Here is a 25,955-nt window from a genome sequence, read left to right as displayed (position 1 = left end):
ACTTCCTGGGTAGACGTTGCGACTTGTGCGTGCCCATAGACTGTATATAAGGGGATACCGCGATGAGTATTTTTGATCATGTTCAATCTCGTTATGATGCTCAAAAAGAAGAAGAAATGTCACTCGACGAGTACCTAAGCCTTTGTAAGAAAGACCCATCTGCTTTTGCGTCAGCGCCTGAACGCCTGTTGATGGCGATTGGGGAACCGGAGGTGATTGATACCTCTAAAGATTCGCGTAGCAGCCGTATTTTTTCCAATAAAGTCATCAAGCGTTATCCAACGTTTGAGCATTTCTATGGCATGGAAGACTCGATAGAAAGAATCGTCTCGTTTCTGACCCACGCTGCCCAAGGGTTGGAAGAGTCCAAACAGGTGCTGTACTTACTTGGTCCTGTGGGAGGTGGTAAGTCTTCGTTAGCGGAAAAACTGAAAGAGTTGATGCAAACGGTGCCGTTCTACGCCATCAAAGGGTCGCCGGTATTTGAATCACCGCTGTCGCTGTTTGATGTAAACGAAGATGGCGACATTCTGGCCGAAGAGTACGGCATTCCCAAACGATACTTAAAAAGCGTCATGTCACCTTGGGCCGCTAAGCGCCTCAAAGAGTTCAATGGTGATATCCAGCAGTTTCGAGTGGTGAAGGTGTACCCATCGGCGATTAAGCAAATTGCTATTTCTAAAACGGAACCTGGGGATGAGAACAACCAAGATATTTCCGCACTCGTCGGTAAGGTGGACATTCGTAAGTTGGAATTCTTTGAGCAGAATGATGCTGATGCCTATAGCTACTCCGGTGGGCTATGTCGTGGTAACCGAGGTCTGATGGAATTTGTGGAGATGTTCAAAGCACCCATTAAAGTGCTGCACCCATTGTTAACCGCGACCCAAGAAGGTAACTACAACGGTACTGAGGGACTTGGTGGCATTCCTTTTGATGGCATTATCTTAGCCCACTCAAACGAATCTGAGTGGCAGTCCTTCAAAAACAACAAAACCAATGAAGCCTTTATTGACCGCGTTTATACCGTTAAAGTGCCGTACTGTCTGCGTGTGACCGAGGAGATGAGCATCTATCAAAAACTGCTGGAAAACTCCTCTCTAAATCATGCCCCATGTGCGCCAGACACCTTGAAAATGATGGCACAATTCTCAGTCCTGTCGCGCATCAAAGAGCCTGAAAACTCCAGTATCTTCTCGAAAATGCGTATTTACGATGGTGAATCATTAAAAGACATCGATCCAAAGGCGAAGTCATTGCAAGAATACAAAGACGCCGCCGGCGTGAACGAAGGGATGGATGGCTTATCGACGCGCTTTGCCTTCAAAATCCTATCCCGTGTGTTTAACTTTGATCCTACCGAAGTGGCGGCCAACCCCGTGCACTTGATGTACGTGCTTGAGCAACAGATAGAGCAAGAGCAGTTTGATCAAGAGCGCCATGATCGTTACTTGCGAGCACTGAAAGAGTTCATTGCACCACGCTATGTGGAGTTTATTGGTAAAGAGATTCAGACCGCTTACCTAGAGTCTTACTCTGAGTATGGTCAGAACATCTTTGATCGTTACGTCACCTATGCGGATTTCTGGATCCAAGACCAAGAGTACCGCGACCCTGAAACCGGTGACATTCTTGATCGGTCAGCGATTAACGATGAGCTAGAGAAAATCGAGAAGCCTGCTGGCATCAGCAATCCGAAAGACTTCCGTAATGAGGTAGTGAACTTTGTGCTGCGTGCTCGAGCCAACCATAACGGTTCTAACCCAAGTTGGCTGAGTTATGAAAAGCTGCGTGTGGTGATCGAACGTAAGATGTTCTCGAACACCGAAGACTTGCTACCAGTTATTTCCTTTAGTGCCAAATCCTCTAAAGAAGATCAACGTAAACACAATGAATTTGTGAAACGTATGGTGGAACGCGGTTACACCGAAAAACAAGTGCGTTTGTTGTCTGAATGGTATCTACGTGTGCGTAAATCCCAGTAGGTAGAAGTGATGAAGTTGCCTAAATAGCTTGAGAGAGGAGGTGCGAGCATGTCTTACATAATTGACCGCCGCCTGAATGGGAAGCACAAGAGTAGCGTCAACCGTCAGCGTTTTTTGCGTCGCTATCGAGAGCACATTCGTAAAGCCGTCGAAGAAGCCGTCAATAAACGCAGTATTCAAGACTTGGATCGTGGTGAGCAAATCACGATCCCTAAACGCGATATCCATGAACCCCACTTTGGCCATGGCAAAGGTGGCGTGGGGTCGGTGGTGCATCCAGGCAATAAGGAGTTTTCCACCGGCGATCGTATTCCTAAACCTGAAGGGGGGGGCGGCGGTGGCGCTGGCCAAGGCAATGCCTCCAACCAAGGGGAAGGGGAAGACGATTTCGTTTTTCAAATCTCCCAAGAAGAGTTCCTAAACTTCGTCTTTGAAGATCTGGCTCTGCCGAATTTGGTACGTAAAGAGCTGAAGGAAATTAAAGAGTTCAGTCTTAAGCATGCCGGCATCGTCTCAGAAGGAACGCCTTCTAAGTTGAATATCGTGCGTTCCATGCGTAACGCTTACGCACGACGCATGGTGATGAGCAGTAGCTCACGCAAGAAATTGGCGGAGTTGGAAGCTGAACGTGATGCGATTTTAGCGGATAGCTCTGCCGCATCTGAGGAAAAAGCAAAATTAGTTTGGTTGGATGAACAAATCAGTTTATTGAAGCAAAAAATCGAAAAAACACCTTTTTTGGACACCTACGATTTGCGCTACAACCATCACGTTAAAGAACCACGTCCAAGTAGCAAGGCGGTAATGTTTTGCATCATGGACGTTTCCGGTTCAATGACGCAAGAAACTAAGAATGTGGCCAAACGTTTCTTCATTTTGCTGTATCTGTTCTTAAACCGGAATTATGAAAAAATCGACGTCGTATTTATTCGCCACCATACCAGCGCGAAAGAAGTGAGTGAGGAAGAGTTTTTCTACTCTCGTGAAACGGGCGGTACGATAGTGTCTAGTGCACTGCGATTGATGGAGAAAATAGTGAAAGACCGCTACTCTCCTGATCAATGGAACATTTACGCGGCACAGGCATCAGACGGTGACAACTGGGACGACGACTCACGTATCTGTCGTAAGCTGATGGAAGAAGAACTGGTCGATCTGGTGCAATATTTTACTTACATCGAAATCACGCCCCGTGATCATCAGAGTCTGTGGCATGCCTACGAGGAAGTGCAGACCAATCACCCTAAGAGTTTTGCCATGCGCCACATAGTGGAAGTCGGTGATATCTACCCAGTATTCCGAGATTTATTCCAAAGGAGGCCACATGAGTCGAACCAGTAGTAAGAAGTCCGACTACCTTTCTCAAGGTCCCGATTGGACGTTTGAGCTGATTCAAAAGTACGATGAAGAGATTGCAAAAATCGCTGCCGAGTTTGGCTTGGATACTTACCCTAATCAAATTGAGGTGATCAGCTCAGAGCAAATGATGGACGCCTACGCATCGGTGGGGATGCCGCTGGGTTATCATCATTGGTCCTACGGCAAACAATTCTTAGAGGTTGAGCAGAACTACAAACGTGGTCGCATGGGCCTAGCCTATGAAATCGTCATCAACTCTTCTCCTTGTATTGCTTACCTGATGGAAGAAAACAATATGATGATGCAGGCCTTGGTAATTGCCCATGCTTGTTACGGTCATAACTCCTTCTTCAAGGGCAATTATCTGTTCCGTACTTGGACCGATGCCACCGCCATCATTGATTATTTGGTGTTTGCTAAGCGATACATCTTGGAGTGTGAAGAAAAATACGGCATCGAAGAAGTCGAAAATACCATCGACTCTTGCCATGCCTTGATGAACTTTGGTGTCGATCGCTACAAGCGTCCAGTGCCAATTTCAATGACCGAAGAGAAAGCGCGTCAGGATGAGCGCGAGCAAATCCTACAACAACAAGTTAATGATTTGTGGCGCACCATTCCCATCACGGAGCATTCGGAAGAGGAAAAGAAAAAAGAGCGCCTTTTTCCAAGTGAGCCACAGGAAAACTTGCTCTATTTTCTGGAAAAAAATGCCCCTTTGCTAAAACCTTGGCAGCGTGAAATCATTCGTATCGTGCGCAAGATGGCGCAGTATTTCTACCCGCAGCGTCAGACACAAGTGATGAACGAAGGCTGGGCTTCTTTTTGGCATTACACACTCATGAATGAGTTGTATAACCGCGGTAAAGTCGATGAGGGCTTTATTTTAGAGTTTTTGCAATCCCATACCAATGTGGTGTTCCAACCTAGTTTTGATACCCCTTACTACTCCGGTATCAATCCCTACGCCTTAGGCTTTGCGATCTACTCTGATCTTAAGCGTATGTGTGAAGAGCCAACCGATGAAGACCGTGAGTGGTTTCCTGATGTGGTCGGCAAACCTTGGTTGGAGGTGCTGGATTTTGCCATGCGTAACTTTAAAGATGAGAGCTTTATTTTGCAGTTCTTATCGCCTAAGGTCATGCGCGACTTCCGCTTCTTTGGTGTCGAAAATGATGTCTTAGAGTCTTTTATCGAAGTCAAAGAAATCCACAACGACAATGGCTTCCAAGGTCTACGTCAGCGCCTAGCGCAGCAATACAACCTTAGTTACCGTGAGCCTAATATTCAGGTACAAAAAGTCAATTTATACGGTGATCGTAGCTTGATTCTCAAGCACACGATGGATCATGGTCGACCTTTAAATGATGACACCATTGAGGTGGTAAAGCACTTTAAACGCTTATGGGGCTTTGATGTACGATTAGAATCTTGGGAAGGGGATCAGCTGGCCCAGGTTTACAGCAGTGACACACTCGGTGAGTTGTAATGTCATTTACCCCCTGTGCGTCTTGAAAAAGGCTATCCTAGGATAGCCTTTTTGTTAGTCCGGATTTTCTTAAATAGACAGGTTGTTGTTTGCTTTAAGGCGCTCAATCATGTCGACTTCGTTGTTAATTTCCTCGATGCGGTCACTCATACTTTGAATGGAGGCAATACTGCCTTGTACATCTTCACTGGCGACTTGCGACGTCTCGCTTAGACTACTAATCTGCTCGGAAAGAGTGGAGGTACTGTCTAATAGGTGACTCATAAAGGCATCAATTTTCTCAATGCTCTTTTCGATTGAACCAACGGAAGTGTCGACGGCGTTAATGGTCTCACCGGTTTGATCGAGGCTTTGCTGGGTATTTTGAGACAATTGGCGCACTTCATCCGCGACTACGGCAAAACCTCGGCCAGCTTCTCCAGCTCGAGCCGCTTCAATGGCAGCATTTAACGCCAGCAGGTTGGTTTGATCGGCAATGCCGGAAATGACTTTTAAGATGCTCAGCACGCGATCGGCATTTTCTTTTAACTGCTTCACGTTAGTGACCATTTCAGCTCGATCTTTCTCTTGCGCATGAATGGCTTGACTGAAGCTAGAGAACTCAGAGGTTACCCCTGTGACGACTGCTTGGGTAGAGCTTGAGTAGTGGGTGACGCGTTCAAAACTACCTGTGACTTCTTGTAATAACGGACGGTACTCCGACAAGTGGTTGATCAAATGATCTTGTAGCTTATTGAGCTGCTGAGCACTGTTGAGTTGAGTAAGCAAAAAGTACTCGCGGAAGTTTGCATAATGTACCGGAAACTTATCGACGAAATAGTCTTTAAAGGTTTGCCCTTTTTCTACTTTAAAGAAGAACAAGCTAGTGAGAGTCTGGTTCATATGAATGCCGAGAATTTCACCGAAGGTTGAATAACCAGCCGCTTTTATGTCTTTAAAGCTGGTGATTTTATTCAATTCATTTGGGTTATTTAAACGACGTAAAATACAGTCGTTGGCAATCATGGCGACAGGCTTAGACGGCTTATCTTGCATAAATTCTTTGAACGCACGCTCGGTCGAACCGGCAAAATCTTTTGCTTTCACCAAGATCAATTCGTCACCAAAATCTAGGTCACAGAAGAAATGAATCAAGCCTTCACTGGTGTCGATAGCGGCGACGGAGCGGATAAATAGCTCATCACGGATTTTTACCGCGAACGTATGTCCGACAAGTTTGCTCTCAAGTTCATGGGGCTGGCAGCGAAAGTACTGGCAAAGGTGCTCAACAATATTGACCAATTGCCCCGTTTGCTTGCTAATGATACTGCGCACATTACGGCGCATGGCATCGGCTTCGGCAATGACAAAGGATTCGTTTGTACTTTCGAAATTGTGAGTTTTTAAAATGCCAAAGCGAGCATCCTCTTTCATTTTGACGAACGCAATGACCGCACAATTGTGGGCAACTTTGTTGCCGTCATGTACCAAGGCTTGTTGAAAGTCGAGCTTGCCGCCTGCAGAGCCACCAAGGAAGTGGCAAGGGAACTCATCCGTTGCGTACATGGCTTGCATAAAGAAGTTTTCGGAGGAAGACAGGCCATCGACAAAGGTCAGAGCGATGGTGTTATTAAAATGCACAGGGAAGGGCAGTTTTACTCGCCCCAACTCACTTTGAATTGCCTTAATGCGCTGCTCTTTGGACAGTTTAATGTTGCCAGAACGCAGGTCCTCACAGTGCAAGGGAATTGACTGAATGCTAACACTTTCAAACAAGTCACTGCTAAAGCTCTGCAGCACGATATTGTCCCATGTGCTCTCCGCCGCTTGATACATATTGGCTTTGCCACTATTCAGCTCCCCCGCCGTCATTATAGCGATGACCTTAGAGCAGAATGGCGCCGCGGATTTTATCTTGTTAACAGTGGCTTCAAAATTAAGGTGGGGGGATATATAAGCTAAGATCAGCTGGGTTTGAGCGTTTTGGAAGGCCAGCGGCTTTAGCGACTCACTGGATATCTGGTTGGAGCTTATCTGAACTAAGTTAGAGAACTCGTTACTGGATATTTCTTTCTCAATCTGAGGCGTGCGTTTAAACCAAGCCATATTTGCCAACCTAATGTTATTTGTTCTTTTGGACAGTCTATGTGCCTGTCCAACTGAATCAAACCGTCATTATGTAAAGATCCGTGGCTTTTTGATAAGTATCAATGATAAAGGTTGGCAAATCGTTATAGATCGAGCTCTGTCGCAACTGGCTTCACACCGCAGAACATCAATGTGAGATTACGAAACCCCAGCTCGATATCTGGGCCATCTAAGCCTTTAATGCTTTGGTCTAAGAGGGCGATATAACGCTGCATGTAGGCTAAGCTGTTGAGCGGCAGGCGTTGGTAGGCACTTTCATAAATGGGAATGCGTTTATCCCAAATACGCAGCTTTTGACAAGCATTACGAAGCCCTTGTTGTTGAGCCAATTGGGAAAGCTGAGTCAGGGTGGCCAATTCACGATTGTAAAGCCATAGCATGATGCTGTCTTCGACCCCTTCGGCGCGCAGCTGACTCAAACAATGCAGGGCGTCTTTTAGTTTGCCGGTTAATAAACGATCACTGAGATCGTAAATCGAGTAACGACTGGAGTCGGCCACACTTTCAGCGATGGTTTGTTCATCCAATTGGCTGCCGGGGCCATGGCTCAACAGTAGCTTCTCCAACTCTTGTGACAAGGCGAGAAGGTTACCTTCACCCCGTTCACACATAATCGCTGCCGCATCTCGAGAAAGGCTGAGGTTTAACGACTTGGCACGTTGTTGTACCCATGCCGGTAAACGGTTGGCGTCAATGGGCCAGACCTGAACAAAAGCGCCTGCCTGCTCTAGGGCACTGAACCATTTGGCTTTTTGGGTTTTGGCATCCACTTTTGGCAATGACAGCAAGACCACATTGTCGAGGCTAAGTAGCTGCACCACTTGAGCTAGGGCTTTACTGTGCTTCTCACCCAGCTTATCAATTTGAATATCAAATAGGCGGCGAGAAGAAAACAACGACAAGGCTTGCATTTCATTGATCACTTCCTGCCAATCAAATTGGGCATCGGCGACAAAACGCAAACGTTCTTCAATTCCTTGTTGCATGGCCGAACGACGGACACTGTCACAAGCTTCTTGGCACAGTAATACTTCATCACCGGAAACGATATAGATAGGTTGCAGCCCTTTGTCTAAGGACTGTTGTAGCTGATCGGGACGAATTTTCATGGTTAGAAGGTAGCGTAGTTCAAATCGTACACTAATTCATCCGCCAGCTGGTGACTGGCGCGCTGCATTTGCTCGGCGTTATAAGCGGATCTTAGGCTTTGCTCAGCATCCTGATTGTTGAGCATGATGGAAATGCTCACTGTACGAGGTCCCCATAGTGCCTTGCCTTCTTCATCACGGATAAAGTAAGTCGCCTTAATGCGGCGCTCAACTTGAGTGATGTCATTGTCCGATGCTCGGGCCATCACGGTATCGTCTAGCTCCAGCGGGTTTACCTTCAACTGGTGTAGCTCCGCACTCGGTTGGCTGTCAACGATACGAATGCCAGCTTGGGCCAAGGCAATACGTAGGTCGCGATCAAAGTCCTGTGATCCTGTGCCCAGTAATAAGGTCAATGATTGCAATTGAGGCGGAACCTGGGTTTGGCCGCGTAGCTGAAAACCACAGGCAGACAGCAGTAGTGTCAGTAATAGAACAGGAATGAACCAAAGAGTACGAGCTTGCAAAATCATATCAATTCCATAAAAAAAGGGATGGCCTAAGCCACCCCTTGTGTCACTTAGTTAGCAACGATGTTAACCAAACGTCCTGGTACCACGATGACTTTACGTACCGTTTTACCTTCGATGAACTTCTGAACATTTGGGTTAGCAAGTGCTTGAGCTTCCACTTCTTTGTTGTCCGCGCTGGCAGAAACCGTCATCTCAGCACGCTTCTTACCAAGTACTTGTACAACAATGGTTAGCTCGTCTTTAACAAGCGCCGCTTCGTCCACTTGTGGCCATGGTGCATTGACAACATCATTGCCGTGACCTAGTTCGCTCCAAAGTTGGTGAGCAATGTGTGGCACGATCGGTGATAGCAATAGCACTGCTGATTCTAATGCTTCACGCTCAACCGCAAGGCCTAGCTCAGACTTGTCTTCGAACTTGCTGATCTCGTTGCAAAGCTCCATTACCGCAGCGATGGCAGTGTTGAATGTCTGACGACGTTCGATGTCATCGCTTACTTTGCTGATGGTTTCGTGCGTTTTACGACGTAGCGATTTTTGTTCGCCATTCAATGCTTCAGCGTCCAGTTGGCCTGGCGTGCCAGCATTGTTGTGACGGTAAGCCAACGACCACAGACGACGTAGGAAACGTGATGCACCATCAACACCAGCATCGTTCCACTCTAGAGATTGCTCTGGTGGCGCTGTGAACATGATGAATAGACGCACGGTATCGGCACCGTACTTCTCAATCATTTCTTGCGGGTCAACTGTGTTGCCCTTAGATTTCGACATCTTGGTGCCGTCTTTGTTTACCATGCCTTGCGTTAATAGACGCTTAAATGGCTCATCAGAAGTCACAAGACCGGCATCACGTAGCAATTTATGGAAGAAACGCGCGTACAACAAGTGCAGGATCGCGTGTTCTACACCACCGATGTATTGGTCAACCGGAAGCCAGTAGTTTGCTTCTTCGGTTAGCATGGCATCGTCAGACTCTGGGCAGCAGTAACGAGCGAAGTACCAAGACGACTCCATGAAAGTATCGAACGTATCGGTTTCACGTTCAGCGGGTTGACCGTTATAAGTCGTTGCTGAGAATTCTGGGTTGTTCTTGATTGGTGAGTTCACACCATCCATGACAACGTCTGTAGGCAGTTCTACAGGTAATTGGTCATGTGGTGTTGTAACAACAGTGCCATCTTCAAGGTTGATCGTAGGGATTGGTGCGCCCCAGTAACGCTGACGGCTTACACCCCAGTCACGTAGGCGGTAGTTTACTTTACGCTCACCAATGCCTTGCTCTGTCATGAACGCTGAAATCGCATCAAACGCCGCTGCGAAATCTAGACCGTCGAATTGACCTGAGTTGCAAAGGATGCCTTTTTCAGTAAAGGCTTCTTTTGCTAGATCAATGGCTTCGTCACCCGCTGGTTGAATCACTTGCTTAACTGGAAGGCCGTATTTTTCTGCGAATTCGAAGTCACGCTGGTCATGTGCAGGAACGGACATCACTGCGCCTGAGCCGTAGTCCATCAATACGAAGTTTGCAGCATAAACGGGTACAGATTCACCGGTTACTGGGTGAACGGCTTTAAAGCCTGTGTCCATGCCTTTCTTCTCAACGGTTGCAAGGTCTGCTTCCGTTGTAGAAGTGTGTTTGCTCTCTTCTACGAATGCTGCAAGCTCAGCATTGTTTTCTGCCGCTTCTAGTGCAAGAGGGTGTGTTGCAGCTACAGCAACGTAAGTGACACCCATCACAGTGTCAGGACGTGTCGTGTAAACCGATAGGCGCTCTTCTTTGCCTTCTACGCCGAAGCTGAATTCTAGACCTTCTGAACGACCGATCCAGTTACGCTGCATCGCCTTAACTTTCTCTGGCCAACCGTCTAGTTGATCTAGGTCGTTTAGTAGTTCTTCAGCGTAATCTGTGATTTTGATGAACCACTGAGGAATATGTTTGCGCACCACCTGTGTGCCACAACGCCAGCAACCACCGTCTTCTACTTGTTCGTTAGCAAGTACGGTTTGGTCTTCTGGACACCAGTTAACTGCAGAAGTTTTTTTGTAGGCTAGACCTTTTTCTACAAGCTGAGTGAAGAACCACTGTTCCCACTTGTAGTATTCAGGTTTACAAGTAGCGATCTCACGATCCCAGTCGTAACCAAAACCTAGCTTTTTCAGCTGGCCTTTCATGTAGGCGATGTTTTCATCGGTCCACTTGGCAGGCGCTGTTTTGTTTTTAATCGCAGCGTTTTCAGCTGGCATACCGAACGCATCCCAACCCATTGGTTGCATTACGTTTTTACCCAGCATACGCTGGTAACGAGAGATCACATCACCAATGGTGTAGTTACGCACATGGCCCATGTGGAGACGACCACTTGGGTAAGGGAACATGGATAGGCAGTAGTATTTTTCTTTACTGGAATCGGCAACGGCTTTAAATACTTTGTTTTCATCCCAATAGCTTTGTGCAGCGGTTTCAATCTGCTGCGGACTATATTGTTCTTGCATGTGCTTTGATCATCCCGTAATAGGCGTTAAGTTTGTTTGGCGAGAGCATACTGTACATCGCTTTGTCGCGAGTTTCGCCAACAGAAAAATGAAATATCCGCTATTTTATATAGATGGGGCGCACAATAGAAGGCGCATAACGATGGAGTTGTACAATCTATGAAAAAAGATACTGATCAAGACCTAGATTTAGTGGAAGAAGCCAAGAAAACCCTAGTTGGCGCCAAAGATTGGTTGCTTGAAGACGTCGAACTGATGAAAGCTTACTGGCACGATAAAATGGGCTATATGGAAGCTTGGGTGGATGCCAATTGGCATCTTGTGATGGATCAAAGCGAAGAGCTGGTGGAAAATCTAGACGAGCAAGAAGACATCGCCTTGCTGTGGCTGATCAATCACGCCAACAATAACCCAGTACCATTGGAAAAATGTGTCGTAGCTGGCAAAGAGGCTCAAGCTGGGCGCTACATCTGTATGGATTGCGGGCACGAAAACAGCCACGATGGCGGTACCTTAAATACCTGTGAAGTCTGTCACTATGGCTTGATGTATTACCAAGGTGAGTAAGAGGCTTTTATCCCCGATGGAATCGGGTCGTACGATTAGGTTCCAGGCTTTTATCTCCGATGGAATTAGGTCGTACGAGCCATCTCCTGATGGCGATAAGGCATTGCATCCCCGATGGAATCGGGTCGTACGACGGGGTGTTATCTATGTTTGAAGAGTCTGAAGCTTGGTAAAAAGCTAAGGCCAATCAATAAGGCAAGCAATAGCCAAAGGGCTAGATTGCCATGCATCACATAGGGCGTGTTGCCCGTTACGGTGGCAATGCTGCCGGTGAGAGTGGCGCGCACAAACTGTGGTAGCTCGCTGACAATCTGCCCCTTAGTGTCAATCAGGGCACTAACCCCGGTATTGGTGGCGCGAATCATATAGCGCCCCGCTTCTTTGGCGCGAAACTGTGCGATTTGCAAGTGCTGCAAGGGACCAATGGAGCGGCCAAACCAACCATCATTACTGATCGTCAGTAATACATCACTGTCGCGCACCATGGCGCGCACCAAATCGGGATAGACCACTTCATAACAAATAAAGGGGGCTATGCTTAGCTCACCTGCTTGCAGAGTGGGTTGATTCGCGGGTCCTTTGCGGAACTGGGACATGGGCATGCCAAACAAGTCAAAAATGGGGCCAAACCAATCTTCTAAGGGAACGTATTCACCAAAGGGCACCAGCTTTTGTTTTTCATACACGCCAAAGCCATTGCCAGTGGCCCAGACGCCGTTAAAGTAACTGCTGCGTTCCTCGTCCCAAACCGGAACGCCGGTGATGACCGTCGTGCCAAGATGTTCTAGATCCTTAGAGAAGGGCTCAAGGTAAGGTTCTACCTGGTGCAATACATAAGTGATCGCGGTTTCCGGCCAGACCACAATATCGCTTTCGAGGTTCTCAAACGTGGCTTGCTGGTAATAGGTCAGAGTTGGAGCAGCGGTTTCCGGTAGCCATTTCTCATCCTGTGCCACATTGCCTTGAATCAGGGTTACGTTATGCGTGTCTGTCTCAGTCACATAGTCCGGTGCACTGAAGTGCAAGCCTGCTGCGCCCACCCAGAGAGTCAACACCAAGAGTAAGTAACGGTAGTGTTGGGCGAGCAGAAGGGCCATGCCGATGGCTGCCGAGGTCAGCAACACCAAGGCACTGGCGAACCAAATACCTCCAATGGGCAGAGCCTCAAACAACCAGCTTTTTTCGACAATATAGCCGGGCAGTAACCAGGGAAAGCCAGTAAATAAAGTGCTTCTTAGCCACTCAAATAACAAAATGATGACGACGAACAGTGGTACACGAAAGGGGGTTCTAAGGCGTCTGCGCAGTGTGTTGTAGACGACCCCCGCAATGCCCCAATAACAGGATGCGGCCGCGATCAGGCCAAAGGTAATCAGAATGGCAACCGCAAAACCGACCTGTCCAAAATTTGCAATGCTGACATAGACCCAAGAGATACCACTGGCAAACAGACCTAAGGCAAAGCTGATACCAAACAGAAAGGAATGCTTACAAGAGTTAGCACCTTGCCAAGCCAGCATCAAATAGCTGAGTGCTAACAGATAAATGGGCCAAATATAGAAGGGGGCAAAGCTCAGGGTGGACAGTCCTCCCGCTAGCAGCAGGCCCAGACAGTGCAGTGCAGGGCGAGTTTGAAGCGAGTGGAGGAGGCGTAAACGCCACCCTGTTACATCCGTTGTGAAGGTGGCGGTGTAGCTCATATTACAATATTGATTCTTCGCTAACTTTGCAGACCTGTAGTGTCTTCACGCGTCGTCCATCGGATTTCACTACATTAAAATGGAAGTTTTCAAAGGTGATTTCCTCGCCGCGCGACGGCACATGGCCAAATTGCTGTACGATGATGCCACCAATGGTGTCGAACTCTTCTTCACTGATATTGGCGTGGAAATATTCGTTGAAATCTTCGACCGATACCAGTGCTGGCACTAGGTAAATGCCTTCTTGGCTAGTGGTTTGGATATTCTCATTCTCAAGACGATCTGTTTCGTCTTCGATTTCGCCAACAATCTGTTCCAAAACGTCTTCGATCGTTACTAAGCCCGATACACTGCCGTATTCATCCAATACAATAGCCATATGGTAACGTTTGGTACGAAACTCATTCAGCAATACGTTAAGACGTTTACTTTCCGGAATAAAGTTTGCTGGACGAAGACGGTCAAGAATGTCTTCTAGGGTGATGTCGCCTTCTTTGAACAGCAAAGGCAAGAGGTCTTTGGCAAGAAGGACACCTAGAATCTCGTCTGAATCTTCCCCGACAACAGGGAAACGCGAGTGAGAGGAATCAATTACCTTACGAATGGAAGTTTTTGGATCATCTTCGGACTTGATGACCACCATTTGCGATGGTGGAATCATGATGTCACGGGCCTGAACTTCAGATACTTCTAACGCACCTTCGGCGATGGTGTAAGCATCGCGATCAATCACTTCGGACTTCACGGCTGTTTGCAGCAGCTCAATGATGTCTTGGCGGTTACGTGGCTCGTCATGAAAGGCTTGTGCTAATCGTTCAAACCAAGATTTCTGTTGATCGTTAGAACTTCCCGATCGGTCTTCGCTCATAGTGGTGAAACTCACTCGTTAACTAAATAAGGGTCAGGAATGGAAAGCGACGCTAAAATCAGCGTTTCTAGAGCTTCCATTTCCTCTGCTTCATCATCCTTTATATGATCATAACCGCGTAAATGCAATACGCCGTGAACAACCATATGCGCCCAATGATGCAGTAAAGGTTTTTGTTGTTGTTGCGCTTCTTGCTCAACCACTTGACGACAAATCACCAAGTCGCCGAGCAACGGCAGGTCAATGCCTTCAGGCACGTCAAACGGAAATGATAAAACATTGGTTGGTTTGTCTTTGCCGCGGTATTCGTGATTCAGCTCGTGGCTTTCCGCTTCGTCCACCAAGCGAATGGTCATTTCAAATTCGCCATCGCTTGGTAGGGCTGCATCAGCCCAGCGTTGGAAGTCGGCTTCACTGGGTAAGCCGGCTTCGTTTTCGGTTGCAATCTGGAGATCTAAAAAGAGTTCTGCCACGATTATTGACCCTGTTCGTTTTGTTGTGCGTCACGTTCGGCTTTACGTTGCGCTTCTTTTTCTTTGCGCTCAGCTTCCGCTTCTTCGTCAAACTTATCGTAGGCTTCAACGATGCGCTGTACCAATGGGTGACGTACCACATCGGAAGAGGAGAACTCGGTAATGCTGATGCCGTTGACGTTGTCTAACACGTGCATGGCGTGCGCCAAACCAGAGTTGGTGCCGCGTGGCAAGTCGACCTGCGTCCTATCACCGGTGATCACTGCGGTTGAACCAAAACCAATACGGGTCAGGAACATTTTCATTTGTTCACGAGTGGTGTTCTGACTCTCATCCAAAATGATGAAGGAGTTGTTCAGGGTACGACCACGCATGAAGGCCAGCGGTGCGATTTCGATGACGTTCTTTTCGATCAGTTTATCGACCAGCTCAAAACCCAGCATTTCGTACAAGGCATCGTACAGCGGGCGTAGGTAAGGGTCGATTTTTTGTGAAAGATCGCCTGGTAGGAAGCCTAGCTTCTCACCTGCTTCGACCGCAGGACGCACCAGCATAATACGTTCTACACGATCGGCTTCTAGGGCTTCTACTGCACACGCGACTGCCAGATAGGTTTTACCTGTACCAGCGGGGCCAATACCAAAGTTGATGTCGTGCTTACGAATCTGTTGCACGTAGTTCTGTTGGTTTTTGCCCTTTGGCTTGATGTAGGCTTTGCGGGTTTTGATCACCACCTGACCATTGTCAGATTTACCTTTGGAAAGAGACTCAATGGCACTTTCCTGTAGGTACAAATGAATCGCTTCTTTGGTGATTTCTTTCTGCGCTAGCGCTTCGCGATAAATGCTTTCTAGCAAGACTTTAGCGGCGGCAACGCGATCGTTGTCTTCGCCCGAAATCTCGAACAGCTCGCCACGGTGAGAAATGCTCACACTAAGGCGTTGTTCGATTTGTTTAAGGTGTTCATCGAATTGGCCGCACAATGCCGCCAACGCTGGAGCCTCAGCGGGCTCCAAGCGAATTTGTTGAGAAATTACAGATGATGTGTCCAAAATAGACCTTACTTAGTTAATTCGAAATCTGCATCCAACTCAGAGCCGACCAATTCGCCTAGCAATGAGTTTGGGTAAGCATCTGAAATCACCACGTCAGCAAACTTGCCAATCAACGCTGGATTGTCCGCTGGGAAGTTAACGATACGGTTATTTTCAGTACGGCCTTGTAGCTTGCCTGGATCACGCGGAGAGTAGCCGCTGACCAAAATACGCTCTATGTTACCCACCATGCTCAGGCTAATATCGTAAGCCTGTTGAATGATACGGCGTTGCAGAATGGCTAAGCGTTCTTTCTTGACGTCTTCTGGGGTGGTGTCATCCAGCTGTGCCGCTGGTGTACCAGGACGTTGGCTGTAAATAAAGCTGAAAGAGTGGTCAAAGCCGATTTCTTGAATCAGGTTCATGGTATCGATGAAGTCGTCATCGGTTTCCCCAGGGAAGCCAATGATGAAGTCAGACGATAGGCTGATACCTGGACGTGCTTCTTTAATACGGTTGATCTTGTCGATGTAGAACTGGCGATCGTGGCCACGCTTCATATTAGACAAAACAGAGTCGGCACCACTTTGTACCGGCAAGTGTAGGTGACTTACCAGTTTCGGCTCAGTACGGAACGCTTCGATTAAGCTGTCAGTGAACTCAACTGGGTGCGAAGTCGTGAATCGAATGCGCTCAACACCTGGAATCGATGCCACAGAGTGAATCACATCGGCCAGATCCATTTCATCGCCGTCTTCGTTTTCACCGCGGTAAGCGTTTACGTTTTGCCCCAAAAGGTGGATTTCACGGACACCTTGTTCGGCCAATTGCACCACTTCTTTCATGATGTCTTCAAAGTGACGACTCACTTCTTCACCACGAGTGTAAGGCACCACACAGAAAGTACAGTATTTACTGCAACCTTCCATCACCGATACAAACGCCTCAGCCCCTTCTACCTTTGGCGCAGGTAGGTGATCGAATTTCTCGATTTCAGGGAAGGTCACGTCAGTAATCGGAATGGCATTCGCCGCCGCATCCACCATTTCTGGTAGTTTATGCAGTGTTTGTGGACCAAAGATCATATCTACGTGCTTGGCACGCTTACGGATGTTGTCGCCTTCTTGAGACGCTACACAACCACCGACACCGATTTTAAGGTTCGGGTTTTTCTCTTTCAGTTTTTTCCAACGGCCTAGCTGGTGATATACCTTGTCTTGTGCTTTCTCACGAATGGAGCAGGTATTTAACAGTAGAACGTCCGCTTCCTCTGCGTTGTCTGTCAGTTCCATCTCGTGTGAGTCGCCAAGAAGGTCAGCCATTCGAGATGAATCGTATTCGTTCATCTGACAGCCATGGGTTTGGATAAAGAGTTTTTTCGCCATGTAAAAAGTAAACCTAATAAATTTGTGCGTCGTGTGACTTTGGCGCACATTATATTGAGGTTTTGGCTCGATTCCCATAGGGTGTCGAAAGGCAGCCATAGGATTTTCTAATTCTAGGGCCGAGAAAACCTGATAAAAGTAACGATTGCTTGATCCTTGCGTTCATTCACAGAGACATGACAGAGCCTATGAAGTACCTAAAAAACTCTCTATTAGCTGGCTTGGTAGCCCTAACACCACCGTTGTATGCGGATGTGGAATTGCCCAACTTTGAGGTGGCGTTAGGGGGCGGGCTGGTCAAAAGTGAGCCGATGTTCAATATTGATCTGACCATTAATATGCCGATTTCAGAGCGTTTCAGCACGGCGATCAATTTGGACAGTGATTATGTGTTTGACGATCCCATCTACGAAGATTACTCGACCTCAGAATTTAATGTGATGGGCTTCTATCGCCATGACAACTGGCGTATCGGTGGTGGTTTCGGTGTGTTAGAAAAAGAGTCCCGAGACGATTCCTTTGCCGCAGAGCGTGTGGGTATCGGCCATGCTGTAGCGGCGTATTATTGGCAAGAGATGACGCTAGACTGGCGTTACGCCAACTATAACGAAGATTTTGATCGTGCTGTCTCGATGGAGCTGGGGGCGGTCTGGTATCCAGATGATAACCGTCGTTTGGCGATTTATGCAGAAGATCAGGAGCGTGGCACAGGCTGGCGTGTTGAGGCATTCTTCCAACCAGAAAAACACCGACAACGGGTCGCCTATGGGGCCATCTTCCGTGATGGCAAAGGGGCTGGTTTTCCATACTTAGGTGCAGAGCTACGCTATTACTTTGATCGTAGTTTCAGTATCAAACAGCGTGACCGCTTGTTCCATTAAGGCGCCATCTCAAACGCTAGGACTCAAACAGCATTTTAGCTTGAATGGTATGCCAGTAGGGCTCCGCCACTGGCATGACACTCAAGCGGCTGCCTTTTTGTACTAAGGCAAAGCCCTCTAATTCCGGCATGGCTTTTAACACCGTCAAGGTAATCGGGCGCTTTAGTTTACCTGCAAAGCTCAGTTCCACTTGCTCCCAACGGGGCTGCTCGAGCGTGGATTTCGCATCGTAATACTTGCTCTCAGGGTTCCAGCAGCTTGGATCAGGGTGAGCGGTTTTTGAGATGGTGGCGGTGCCAACAATCGCAGGGACTTTGCAGCTAGAGTGATAGAAGAGTACCGTATCTCCCAGTGCCATTTGACGCATAAAGTTACGTGCTTGAAAGTTGCGTACGCCATCCCAATTTTCCCGTTGACGATGTTTCAAATCGTTAATGGAAAACTCGTCCGGCTCAGATTTCATTAACCAAACAGCCATGCTTCCTCATTCTTAAATTGTTAATTTTGCAGAAAGATACATAGATTTTATTCATTAAGCCAAGCATAGCCTCTACAATTGTAAGGGTTGTATGAAATAACCCTAATGAAAGTGTGGCTGGAACAGATATGGGGCAATTTGCTTGTAAAGATTTTTCTGCATTGGATCAAGAACTCAAAGATGACTTGTTGGAATGCTACATTGAAGCGCAGCAAGAAATCGAAGCGATCGTCAATGACATTGAATCAAGCGGTTTTTCCCATGAAAAGCTGGATAATTTATTCCGCTCTCTTCACAGTATGAAAGGCAACTGCTCGGTTTGTTTTCTCGATCCTCTGGTGGATGCTCTGCACCGCTTGGAAGAAATCGTCGACGGCATGCGTGGTGGTTATATCGCCTATGACTCTCTACTCGGTGAACTGATAAACCTTGTATTAGATAAAATCCTGCACCTTCTGCGCCAACTGCACCAATACCATGGTGCGGATACGGCGCTGTTAAACCTGTTGCAATCCTATCTCGATAAGATTTACGCCGAAGACGACCATCAGGGCAGGATTCGTTACGCGGAAGCTTTTTTCGCTAAGATCAATGATGATGAGGCCGTGGAAGAAGAGAAAGCCAAGCAGGAGCCTGAAAGCTTGCTGGTCAAAGTGACCTTTGATGAGGCACAACAGCAAGACATTGAGCATTTCCGCCAGCTCAGTCATCGCTTAAACAAATTGCTCGGTTACTCACCAGAGCGCGGCGAACGCATTCTCAAACTGAGCCTGTTGATCAACCAAGAATGCTCGGATCCGGTGGATAAAGCACAACTGTCGGCGGCGGCTTACATGCATAATATGGGCATGGCGATGATCTTAAAATGTGCTGAAGATGAAGCCGCAAAACAGCGTGCTGAGAGAAATCACCCGATGGTTGGTGCACAATTACTGAGTAAACACCCAGGCTGGGACCAAGCATCGGAAATGGTGATCACTTACAAAGAACGCTTTGATGGCTCTGGTTACCCAGAAGGGTTAGTCGGTGGCATGATTCCACAAGGTGCTTTCATTCTGTCCATGGCAGTGCGCTTTATTGACGTGGTATGGGGCAAATCAGGGGATGAGTACAAAAAAAGTGCTATGCGCGCCATCCAAAAGGTCAACAGTGAAAGTGGTAAGGGCATACCGCCACATCTGGTGGACGCATTTAACCGCGCCGTGCGAAAACTGCTGGTCGCCAAACGTCGATAGCGCTAAGGTAGGGCATCGTTACCTCCAGCAAGATCGGCTATTGTGAAGTTACCTCTGGTTTTTCATCCTCATTACAGCATCCCTTTTCCTGAACGCCATCGTTTTCCGATGGCCAAGTTCCAGCGTCTGGCAGAACATTTACAAGCGTTAGGCATTATGGACGAAAGCAACTGTCATGCCCCCGCGCCCCTATCGCTCACCACGCTGATGCGGGCGCACGATCCCGGCTATGTGCAGCGTTTTATTCGCGGACAATTAACTTTGCAGGAAGTGAAGGACATCGGCTTGCCTTGGAGCGAATGGCTGGTAGAGCGAACCCTAAGAGCCGTCTCCGGTACCTTATTGACCGTCGAATTGGCATTACAACACGGTTTGGCTTGTCATTTGGCCGGTGGCACACACCATGCCTTCCCCGACCGCGGTGCGGGGTTTTGCATCTTCAATGATTTGGCCGTGGCGGCCAAGTCGTTGGTCGATTCTGGGCAAGCCAAGAAAGTGTTGATTCTCGACTGCGATGTCCATCAGGGAGATGGCACCATCGCCTTTTTTGAACAGGATCCTCGAGTGATCACAGTGTCGTTCCATTGTGAAGACAATTACCCTGTGGCAAAGCAATCGGCTGGTATTAATGTTCATGTCCCTCGGGGCACAAATGATGGCGAGTATTTAGCCTTATTAGAGCAGCATGTTCCAGCTTTGCTGCAGCAGCATCGACCAGACTTTGTGCTTTACGATGCCGGAGCGGATGTGCATATAGAGGATCGTTTAGGGCATGTGCATCTATCGGATGCGGGGATATTGGCGCGCGATCGCTATGTGATTGACTTGGTGATGACGGCAGAGGTGCCCATTGCCTGCGTGATCGGTGGTGGCTACGACCATGACCATGCTAAAGTGGCGGCACGGCATGGATTGTTGCATCAAGCGGCCAGCGATGTGTGGCAACAACGTAATGCTCAGTAGTGATTTGTAGCGCCCATGCAAAGAATCTAGACAAGCGTATTCAGATGTCTATTATAGACTCATTGATTGAATATTCATCAGGTGATCGTTATGCAAATTTCCAGTGCTGGAAGCGCCTACTATGGCCAACTAGGCTTACAACGCAGTCAGGATAACCTACAGCAGGCCAGTGCCGAAGTGGCGAGCGCCAGTACGCAAATACAAAGCACTCCCTCGGACACAGCTAATAGCAGTCGCCCAGCGGCCGATATTCAAGAGGGGCTAATCAATGCCAACGTCAGTGAATTGAACGCCAAAGCCAATGCTAAAGTCATTGCCACATCGGATGATATGCTAGGAACCTTAATTGACATCCAAGTCTAGCCTGATCCGATCAAAAAAAGACCGCGAGCCAAACAGTGGTTTTTTGCGCTGAGGTTTTAATCACACGATGTTTTTCATGGGCTTCAATCAGTAGGTGATCGCCCGCCTTTAGCGTCACGATGCGCGCATCTTCAAACGCAATCACACCATAGCCCTGCAGTACGGTTACCCATTCATTTTCTGGCTGGTCGTACCACTCGTTACTTAGTTCACAGTTCGCCGGAGAATGGATTCGTTCGATGCGAACATTATCGGCTTTGATAAGGTCTTCAAATTGTTCTTTATCTGAATGAGCTGACAGGTTACTAAAAATATTCTCGATCTTCACCGCACATCCTTTGTTATTATGTTGTTTAAACCAAAAACTATCGCGATATTAAATAGTTAACATGACAAATTGATCACATTACGAAATATTATTCAATTCTAATGTTTTAACAGGGTGGTCAAGAATTTATTTTTGGGGCAGCAGTAAGTCTTCTTCAATCGCGATGAATTGGTCGGCCGCTTGGATCAGTGAGGCGGCGGTCAGGGCGGGGACACCATAGACTTCAACGGTTTTTCCTAGCTGATGTCGTACTTTTTGCGCCAATAAATCAAAGTCGCCGTCCCCTGAGACCAGCACGATCACATCGGCCGCTTGGGCGAATTCCATCGCATCAAGCGTAATGCCTACATCCCAGTCGCCTTTGGCGGATCCGTCAGCGCGTTGAATGTAAGGTTTGGTTTTCACCTCAAAGCCAATATTTTTCAAAATGTTCTGAAAAGCTTTTTGCTTTGGGTCTCCGCGATCGATGGCGTAAGCAAAGGCTTTCACGACTTGACGCTGATGGGTCGCGCGTTGCCAAAAAGCCTGATAGTTAAAATGGCGCTGGTAAGCTTGGCGGGTGGTGTAGTAGACATTTTGCACATCCACGAATAGGGCAACGTTTTTCATCATTTACTCATCCATTGACGAATTTTCCCCTTAGAATCAATTGATTCTAAGGGGGGATAGGTATTACATTGATTTATAGGTTATTTCACGCTTAGGACAAAATTGACCTATGACAGGGGCGGAAGCAATTACTTTTTGGCCATTAACACAAATAAAAATTGCCTGCTAAGCTTATTTGACTGCCAGCGGGAGGGATGTGCTATGAAAACCTCAAAGTCTTTAACCCCTAAGCAAGATGGGATGGATACACAAAAAAAGCCATTTGTGGTGTCCGATCAAATGTTGCTAGAGGAAGCGCTGACGCTATTAGATGACTATCAAACCCAGCTAGACGTACTGGATGAAGCACTAGAGCGAAGTATTCAGCAAATAGGCCAGTGCAAGCAGCAAGCTTCTGACCGAGCCAAACTAGAAGATTGGTTTGCAGAAGTGATGCAATGAGCCACCCCAAGTGCTAAAGCCCTGCCCAATTGAGCAGGGCTTTTTTATGCCCGAGTGCTTAATTTGATGAGGAAGTCGCTTTTAGCGGTTGTAATCCAAAGCAACAGTGGCAAAAATGTTGTTTTTCTAGAACCACATATAAGGAAGCCACTATGAAGTCTCTGGCCATCAAAGCCGCTGGCGCACTCTTGTTGATGTCACTTGCTGGATGTCAAACCGCCTACTACGGTGCCATGGAAAAAATAGGGATCGACAAACGCGACATCTTAGTCGACCGTGTTGAAAATGTACGTGACAGCCAGCAAGACAGCCAAGAAGAATTCCAAAGCGCCTATCAGCGTCTGGTAATGTTAACGGACTTCGACGGAGGCGATTTAGAAGATGTCTATGACGATCTGAATGATGACTACGAAAGCAGTAAGAGTGCCGCTGAGCGTGTGTCGCAGCGCATTGATGAAGTAGAAGACGTGGCTGAAGACCTATTCGATGAATGGGAAGACGAGCTGAATCAGTACACAAACGCTAAGTTGCGTCGTGCCAGTGAAGCCAAACTGAATGATACCAAGCGCCAGTTCAATCAGATGCTGCGCAGTATGCATCAAGCCGAATCGAAAATGGCGCCAGTGCTGGCAACGCTAAATGACAACGTCTTGTATTTAAAGCATAACCTAAATGCAGCGGCAGTCAGTGCGATCAAAGGGGAATTTGCGAACTTGAAAACGGATATCTCTGGTTTGATCAGCGATATGAGCAAGGCCATTGATGAGTCGAATCAATTTATTGCGACACTTAAGCAATAACTATAGGCATGGTGCTGGCTTATCTTTTGGGTAAGCCAGTTTACTGTTTTTGACTCCTTGCTTTCGCTGTTATTAATTCAGTCTATCTCAATCATTTAAACTATATATTTCTAAATGCAATAAGTATATTCTATATTTGAATATAGAAAGAGACTGTAATAAACACTACTGTGAGGAAAGCATTATGGCACTACGTATCAATGACATCGTTCCAAATTTAGAGCTTGAAACAGATCTAGGCACTTTTAATTTACATGACTGGATCGGTGACAGCTGGGCGATTCTATTCAGTCATCCAAAAGATTTTACCCCAGTTTGTACCACAGAGTTCGGTGCGGTGGCGACACTTGCTGAAGAGTGGCAAAAGCGTGGTACTAAAGTGATTGGCCTATCTGTGGACGGTGTTGAAGAACACAAACAATGGAAGGCTGACATCGAAACATTCTCAGGCGCGAAACCAACGTTTCCAATTATTGCCGATGAATCGTTAGCAGTGTCCAAAGCGCTTGATATGTTGCCTGCGGACGCTTACTTACCGGATGGTCGTACCGCGGCTGACTCTGCCAGTGTTCGTGTCGTCTTCATTATCAGCCCAGATAAAAAGCTGCAGTTGTCCATGACCTACCCAATGTCTGTGGGGCGTAATTTTGCAGAGGTATTACGTGCACTCGATGCCCTGCAAACCAGTTACGGTGAGCCTGTGGCCATGCCAGCAAACTGGCAAGTAGGGGATGATGTTATTGTTGCGCTGTCATTGAATGATGAGCAGGCAAAAGACAAATACGGTGAGTTAGATATCAAACTGCCTTACCTAAGAACCACCAGCCTAACAAAATAATCCGCTAGCCCTTCAAGGCAGCATTTAGGTGCTGCCTTATTTGATGCAGATACTCGGCCGCTTACCCCTAGGCAAAAATCACTCGGTTACGGCCTTGTTGCTTGGCTTGATATAACGCTGAATCGGCCACTTTGACCATGTCTTCAATGGTGTTTTGTGGTGTATTGGTAGCACCGCCAATCGAGGTGGTGATCGGGCCATGCAGGTCGGTCCAGCCTTTGACTTCCAGTTGTTCAATACTGTGCCGAATTCGTTCAGCAACTTGCTGTGCTTCTTGGCGCGAATTGCCTGATAAAATGATCGAGAACTCTTCGCCGCCCATACGACATACCAAATCTAAATCTCGTACTGACTCTTTTAGGCGTTGCCCTAGTGCAATGAGGACCTCGTCCCCCATATCATGGCCTGCGGTATCGTTGATGTTTTTAAAGTGATCGATATCTAAAATCAGTAGCCAGAAAGTGCCTGCTCGCCCTTTGGCACGGGCCAATTCGGCTTGTGCAAAATCATTAAACATGCGGCGGTTAGGTAGATTGGTCAGTGGGTCGTTAAGTGCCGCTTGTGCCAACAGACGTTCACCTGCTCGGCGTTTGCTATCAATTCGCTCTTGGTAAATGGCTGAGACACTGACCATGATGATAATGAACCAACACATCACAACCACGAATATACCAAATTCGTCGGCTTCATTAGCGGAAAGCGATTGCGCAACCATAAAGCCCAAGACCGTCGGCACTAAGTAACCTGCAATGGTTTGTTTACGCGCAATTTTGCCGCCAAGATAAGGACTTAATATCGCCCTTAGCCCCCCGTAGTGGGCGGTTAAGCAGAGCATGGCCAATGCCAGAGCACCGCCAGCCACAGTCGTGAGCATCGACATTTGACCGTAAAAACCAGTGAGATTGTAAGCGTAGCCGGTCAGTGAAATAGTGGGGATAACCACAGAGATAGAAGCGACGAACTGAGATAAAGCCAATTGTCGTGTGCTGAAGAGCAGTTGGCTTAAGGCGATAAAGAAAAACATGACCGCTGTATTGAGCCCCATACTATTCGATTGGCCTTGCTCGATGTCCATTAACACTCGGTCATAAAACGGTGAAATGTAAGCGGTGAGTCCTGAATGTGTGACAATGTCTGCAATGCGCAACAGTGTGATCAGAATAACAAGACCTGCAAAGCTCAGTTGCAGTGGTTTAGCGTATCGTTTTTTAAGGCAAAGGCTCATGCCAAGCAATAGGATACAAATGGCGGTGAGGGGATTGGTCGCTGGTCCATTGGTAAACGGACGATAAAGTACTTCGTAAGAGGTGAGGTAGCCAAACAGTGCCACCAAGCTAAATAGAATGCCTGCAATGCCTAGTGGTGGAACAATGGAGCGAGCGACTTTAATAAGTACCCATGGTTTTTCCGCGGCCGTGTTAGTAAGCATAGGGTCCCAGTGACTTTGGTTAAATAAGAGTCATTTACAAATCTGAGATTGATTACATAACATTACAGTCAGCATATCAAGCTGCTAAGGAAATGACTTTATTACAATTTCCTTGATCAGAGCGCTAAACAAATGCGGCTGGGGCACGATATAGTCTTTATGACTAACAGGTAAGAGTGTCGAAATTATGAGCTCCATCGATCCAAACCGTTGCCCGCTGTGTGGCGCTGACAACCATTGTGCTGTCACGCTTAAGCAAGACCCCTCCACATGCTGGTGCCATCAGCCTGATGTGTTGATTGACAGTGACCTATTGGCCAAACTGCCCACTGCGGCACGGGGCAAAGCCTGCATTTGCCAGCACTGTGTCACACAAGATGCACAGCAGAAACAAGCTACGGGGCAAATCAAACCGCAACCAGTCAAACTCTCGAGTGATCGACATATGGATAGCTTCTTTGATGCGGGCAACAGTTAGTAAGCGTGG

At 47.4% G+C, this 25,955-nt stretch carries 25 protein-coding genes; 12 read left to right on the top strand and 13 right to left on the bottom strand.

What is annotated here, in order from left to right:
* Positions 1-62 precede the first annotated feature (62 nt).
* The 3 genes from MAQ5080_RS02525 to MAQ5080_RS02515 are packed head-to-tail and all read left to right on the top strand — an operon-like array spanning position 63 to position 4,833.
* Positions 63-1,985, top strand: coding sequence for a PrkA family serine protein kinase (locus tag MAQ5080_RS02525; RefSeq protein ID WP_067205294.1), 1,923 nt, complete (start codon positions 63-65; stop codon positions 1,983-1,985).
* 48 nt (positions 1,986-2,033) lie between these two features.
* Positions 2,034-3,326, top strand: a complete 1,293-nt coding sequence (locus MAQ5080_RS02520; protein WP_067205297.1) for a YeaH/YhbH family protein — start codon at positions 2,034-2,036, stop codon at positions 3,324-3,326.
* Positions 3,310-4,833 carry a SpoVR family protein gene (locus tag MAQ5080_RS02515; RefSeq protein ID WP_067205300.1) on the top strand — a complete coding sequence of 508 codons (1,524 nt, stop codon included), beginning with the start codon at positions 3,310-3,312 and terminating at the stop codon, positions 4,831-4,833. Before MAQ5080_RS02520 ends, MAQ5080_RS02515 begins: the two co-directional genes overlap by 17 nt.
* A gap of 69 nt (positions 4,834-4,902) precedes the next feature.
* On the opposite strand, the gene MAQ5080_RS02510 is transcribed toward MAQ5080_RS02515, so the two are convergent.
* The 4 genes from MAQ5080_RS02510 to leuS form a co-directional block, all read right to left on the bottom strand.
* Positions 4,903-6,918 (bottom strand): methyl-accepting chemotaxis protein, encoded by a 2,016-nt coding sequence (locus MAQ5080_RS02510; protein WP_067205303.1) that lies wholly within the window; start codon positions 6,916-6,918, stop codon positions 4,903-4,905.
* A 125-nt stretch (positions 6,919-7,043) separates the two neighbouring features.
* Positions 7,044-8,069 (bottom strand): DNA polymerase III subunit delta, encoded by a 1,026-nt coding sequence (holA, locus tag MAQ5080_RS02505; RefSeq protein WP_067205305.1) that lies wholly within the window; start codon positions 8,067-8,069, stop codon positions 7,044-7,046.
* Positions 8,070-8,071: 2 nt separating this feature from the next.
* Positions 8,072-8,581 (bottom strand): LPS-assembly lipoprotein LptE, encoded by a 510-nt coding sequence (locus MAQ5080_RS02500; RefSeq protein ID WP_067205308.1) that lies wholly within the window; start codon positions 8,579-8,581, stop codon positions 8,072-8,074.
* Between the two features lie 47 nt (positions 8,582-8,628).
* Positions 8,629-11,076, bottom strand: coding sequence for a leucine--tRNA ligase (gene leuS / locus MAQ5080_RS02495; protein WP_067205311.1), 2,448 nt, complete (start codon positions 11,074-11,076; stop codon positions 8,629-8,631).
* A gap of 159 nt (positions 11,077-11,235) precedes the next feature.
* Between leuS and MAQ5080_RS02490 the strand changes: the two genes are divergently transcribed.
* Positions 11,236-11,643 carry a hypothetical protein gene (locus MAQ5080_RS02490; protein WP_067205314.1) on the top strand — a complete coding sequence of 136 codons (408 nt, stop codon included), beginning with the start codon at positions 11,236-11,238 and terminating at the stop codon, positions 11,641-11,643.
* Positions 11,644-11,783: 140 nt separating this feature from the next.
* On the opposite strand, the gene lnt is transcribed toward MAQ5080_RS02490, so the two are convergent.
* The 5 genes from lnt to miaB are packed head-to-tail and all read right to left on the bottom strand — an operon-like array spanning position 11,784 to position 17,103.
* Entirely contained in the window at positions 11,784-13,343 is a 1,560-nt protein-coding gene (gene lnt, locus MAQ5080_RS02485; RefSeq protein WP_082860991.1) for an apolipoprotein N-acyltransferase, read from the bottom strand.
* Between the two features lies 1 nt (position 13,344).
* A complete protein-coding gene (locus tag MAQ5080_RS02480) occupies positions 13,345-14,211 on the bottom strand; it encodes a CorC family transporter (RefSeq protein ID WP_067205317.1) in 867 nt (288 codons plus the stop codon).
* A gap of 11 nt (positions 14,212-14,222) precedes the next feature.
* Positions 14,223-14,684 (bottom strand): rRNA maturation RNase YbeY, encoded by a 462-nt coding sequence (ybeY, locus tag MAQ5080_RS02475; RefSeq protein ID WP_067205321.1) that lies wholly within the window; start codon positions 14,682-14,684, stop codon positions 14,223-14,225.
* 2 nt (positions 14,685-14,686) lie between these two features.
* Positions 14,687-15,736 carry a PhoH family protein gene (locus MAQ5080_RS02470; protein ID WP_067205325.1) on the bottom strand — a complete coding sequence of 350 codons (1,050 nt, stop codon included), beginning with the start codon at positions 15,734-15,736 and terminating at the stop codon, positions 14,687-14,689.
* Positions 15,737-15,744: 8 nt separating this feature from the next.
* The gene (gene miaB, locus MAQ5080_RS02465; RefSeq protein ID WP_067205590.1) at positions 15,745-17,103 is read right to left on the bottom strand and encodes a tRNA (N6-isopentenyl adenosine(37)-C2)-methylthiotransferase MiaB; all 1,359 of its coding nucleotides are present in this window, start codon (positions 17,101-17,103) and stop codon (positions 15,745-15,747) included.
* A 188-nt stretch (positions 17,104-17,291) separates the two neighbouring features.
* On the opposite strand from miaB, the gene MAQ5080_RS02460 reads away from it, so the two are divergent.
* Positions 17,292-17,984, top strand: coding sequence for a hypothetical protein (locus tag MAQ5080_RS02460; protein WP_067205328.1), 693 nt, complete (start codon positions 17,292-17,294; stop codon positions 17,982-17,984).
* Positions 17,985-18,000: 16 nt separating this feature from the next.
* Here MAQ5080_RS02460 and MAQ5080_RS02455 read toward each other — a convergent pair whose 3' ends face one another.
* Positions 18,001-18,462 (bottom strand): EVE domain-containing protein, encoded by a 462-nt coding sequence (locus MAQ5080_RS02455; RefSeq protein ID WP_067205330.1) that lies wholly within the window; start codon positions 18,460-18,462, stop codon positions 18,001-18,003.
* A gap of 128 nt (positions 18,463-18,590) precedes the next feature.
* On the opposite strand from MAQ5080_RS02455, the gene MAQ5080_RS02450 reads away from it, so the two are divergent.
* From MAQ5080_RS02450 to MAQ5080_RS02440, 3 genes are all read left to right on the top strand, one after another.
* Positions 18,591-19,697: an HD domain-containing phosphohydrolase gene (locus tag MAQ5080_RS02450; RefSeq protein ID WP_067205333.1), complete on the top strand. Its 1,107-nt coding sequence runs from the start codon at positions 18,591-18,593 to the stop codon at positions 19,695-19,697.
* Positions 19,698-19,739: 42 nt separating this feature from the next.
* The gene (locus MAQ5080_RS02445) at positions 19,740-20,660 is read left to right on the top strand and encodes a histone deacetylase family protein (protein WP_067205336.1); all 921 of its coding nucleotides are present in this window, start codon (positions 19,740-19,742) and stop codon (positions 20,658-20,660) included.
* A gap of 90 nt (positions 20,661-20,750) precedes the next feature.
* Positions 20,751-21,023, top strand: coding sequence for a hypothetical protein (locus MAQ5080_RS02440; protein WP_067205338.1), 273 nt, complete (start codon positions 20,751-20,753; stop codon positions 21,021-21,023).
* A gap of 10 nt (positions 21,024-21,033) precedes the next feature.
* Here the strand turns inward: MAQ5080_RS02440 and MAQ5080_RS02435 are convergent, their stop codons facing one another.
* Together MAQ5080_RS02435 and MAQ5080_RS02430 are read right to left on the bottom strand one after the other, a co-directional pair.
* On the bottom strand, positions 21,034-21,351 hold the full coding sequence (locus MAQ5080_RS02435; RefSeq protein ID WP_197464545.1) for a cupin domain-containing protein: 318 nt from the start codon (positions 21,349-21,351) through the stop codon (positions 21,034-21,036).
* Positions 21,352-21,477: 126 nt separating this feature from the next.
* Positions 21,478-21,960, bottom strand: coding sequence for an NYN domain-containing protein (locus MAQ5080_RS02430; RefSeq protein WP_067205596.1), 483 nt, complete (start codon positions 21,958-21,960; stop codon positions 21,478-21,480).
* 201 nt (positions 21,961-22,161) lie between these two features.
* Between MAQ5080_RS02430 and MAQ5080_RS02425 the strand changes: the two genes are divergently transcribed.
* The 3 genes from MAQ5080_RS02425 (at position 22,162) to MAQ5080_RS02415 (ending at position 24,039) form a co-directional block, all read left to right on the top strand.
* The gene (locus MAQ5080_RS02425) at positions 22,162-22,401 is read left to right on the top strand and encodes a hypothetical protein (protein WP_067205341.1); all 240 of its coding nucleotides are present in this window, start codon (positions 22,162-22,164) and stop codon (positions 22,399-22,401) included.
* A gap of 152 nt (positions 22,402-22,553) precedes the next feature.
* Entirely contained in the window at positions 22,554-23,201 is a 648-nt protein-coding gene (locus MAQ5080_RS02420; protein WP_067205344.1) for a DUF2959 domain-containing protein, read from the top strand.
* 184 nt (positions 23,202-23,385) lie between these two features.
* Positions 23,386-24,039 (top strand): peroxiredoxin, encoded by a 654-nt coding sequence (locus MAQ5080_RS02415; RefSeq protein WP_067205348.1) that lies wholly within the window; start codon positions 23,386-23,388, stop codon positions 24,037-24,039.
* Between the two features lie 67 nt (positions 24,040-24,106).
* On the opposite strand, the gene MAQ5080_RS02410 is transcribed toward MAQ5080_RS02415, so the two are convergent.
* Positions 24,107-25,468: a GGDEF domain-containing protein gene (locus tag MAQ5080_RS02410; RefSeq protein ID WP_067205351.1), complete on the bottom strand. Its 1,362-nt coding sequence runs from the start codon at positions 25,466-25,468 to the stop codon at positions 24,107-24,109.
* Between the two features lie 187 nt (positions 25,469-25,655).
* On the opposite strand from MAQ5080_RS02410, the gene MAQ5080_RS02405 reads away from it, so the two are divergent.
* Positions 25,656-25,946, top strand: coding sequence for a cysteine-rich CWC family protein (locus tag MAQ5080_RS02405; protein ID WP_067205354.1), 291 nt, complete (start codon positions 25,656-25,658; stop codon positions 25,944-25,946).
* Positions 25,947-25,955: the final 9 nt, after the last annotated feature.

It is taken from the genome of Marinomonas aquimarina (assembly GCF_900089755.1).
Taxonomy (GTDB): domain Bacteria; phylum Pseudomonadota; class Gammaproteobacteria; order Pseudomonadales; family Marinomonadaceae; genus Marinomonas; species Marinomonas aquimarina.
The sequence above is the reverse complement of the archived record's forward strand: the minus strand, read 5'-3'. Positions and strand labels throughout refer to the sequence as shown.

Bases quoted from the DNA above. Each gene is read 5' to 3' on its own strand.
- MAQ5080_RS02450 (WP_067205333.1), top strand. From the start codon at position 18,591: ATGGGGCAATTTGCTTGTAAAGATTTTTCTGCATTGGATCAAGAACTC.
- MAQ5080_RS02425 (WP_067205341.1), top strand. From the start codon at position 22,162: ATGAAAACCTCAAAGTCTTTAACCCCTAAGCAAGATGGGATGGATACA.
- MAQ5080_RS02490 (WP_067205314.1), top strand. From the start codon at position 11,236: ATGAAAAAAGATACTGATCAAGACCTAGATTTAGTGGAAGAAGCCAAG.
- MAQ5080_RS02520 (WP_067205297.1), top strand. From the start codon at position 2,034: ATGTCTTACATAATTGACCGCCGCCTGAATGGGAAGCACAAGAGTAGC.
- MAQ5080_RS02440 (WP_067205338.1), top strand. From the start codon at position 20,751: ATGCAAATTTCCAGTGCTGGAAGCGCCTACTATGGCCAACTAGGCTTA.
- MAQ5080_RS02515 (WP_067205300.1), top strand. From the start codon at position 3,310: ATGAGTCGAACCAGTAGTAAGAAGTCCGACTACCTTTCTCAAGGTCCC.
- MAQ5080_RS02405 (WP_067205354.1), top strand. From the start codon at position 25,656: ATGAGCTCCATCGATCCAAACCGTTGCCCGCTGTGTGGCGCTGACAAC.
- miaB (WP_067205590.1), bottom strand. From the start codon at position 17,103: ATGGCGAAAAAACTCTTTATCCAAACCCATGGCTGTCAGATGAACGAA.
- MAQ5080_RS02420 (WP_067205344.1), top strand. From the start codon at position 22,554: ATGAAGTCTCTGGCCATCAAAGCCGCTGGCGCACTCTTGTTGATGTCA.
- MAQ5080_RS02525 (WP_067205294.1), top strand. From the start codon at position 63: ATGAGTATTTTTGATCATGTTCAATCTCGTTATGATGCTCAAAAAGAA.
- lnt (WP_082860991.1), bottom strand. From the start codon at position 13,343: ATGAGCTACACCGCCACCTTCACAACGGATGTAACAGGGTGGCGTTTA.
- MAQ5080_RS02410 (WP_067205351.1), bottom strand. From the start codon at position 25,468: ATGCTTACTAACACGGCCGCGGAAAAACCATGGGTACTTATTAAAGTC.
- MAQ5080_RS02455 (WP_067205330.1), bottom strand. From the start codon at position 18,462: ATGGCTGTTTGGTTAATGAAATCTGAGCCGGACGAGTTTTCCATTAAC.
- MAQ5080_RS02460 (WP_067205328.1), top strand. From the start codon at position 17,292: ATGAAGTACCTAAAAAACTCTCTATTAGCTGGCTTGGTAGCCCTAACA.
- MAQ5080_RS02480 (WP_067205317.1), bottom strand. From the start codon at position 14,211: ATGAGCGAAGACCGATCGGGAAGTTCTAACGATCAACAGAAATCTTGG.
- MAQ5080_RS02415 (WP_067205348.1), top strand. From the start codon at position 23,386: ATGGCACTACGTATCAATGACATCGTTCCAAATTTAGAGCTTGAAACA.
- MAQ5080_RS02510 (WP_067205303.1), bottom strand. From the start codon at position 6,918: ATGGCTTGGTTTAAACGCACGCCTCAGATTGAGAAAGAAATATCCAGT.
- holA (WP_067205305.1), bottom strand. From the start codon at position 8,069: ATGAAAATTCGTCCCGATCAGCTACAACAGTCCTTAGACAAAGGGCTG.
- MAQ5080_RS02500 (WP_067205308.1), bottom strand. From the start codon at position 8,581: ATGATTTTGCAAGCTCGTACTCTTTGGTTCATTCCTGTTCTATTACTG.
- MAQ5080_RS02430 (WP_067205596.1), bottom strand. From the start codon at position 21,960: ATGAAAAACGTTGCCCTATTCGTGGATGTGCAAAATGTCTACTACACC.
- leuS (WP_067205311.1), bottom strand. From the start codon at position 11,076: ATGCAAGAACAATATAGTCCGCAGCAGATTGAAACCGCTGCACAAAGC.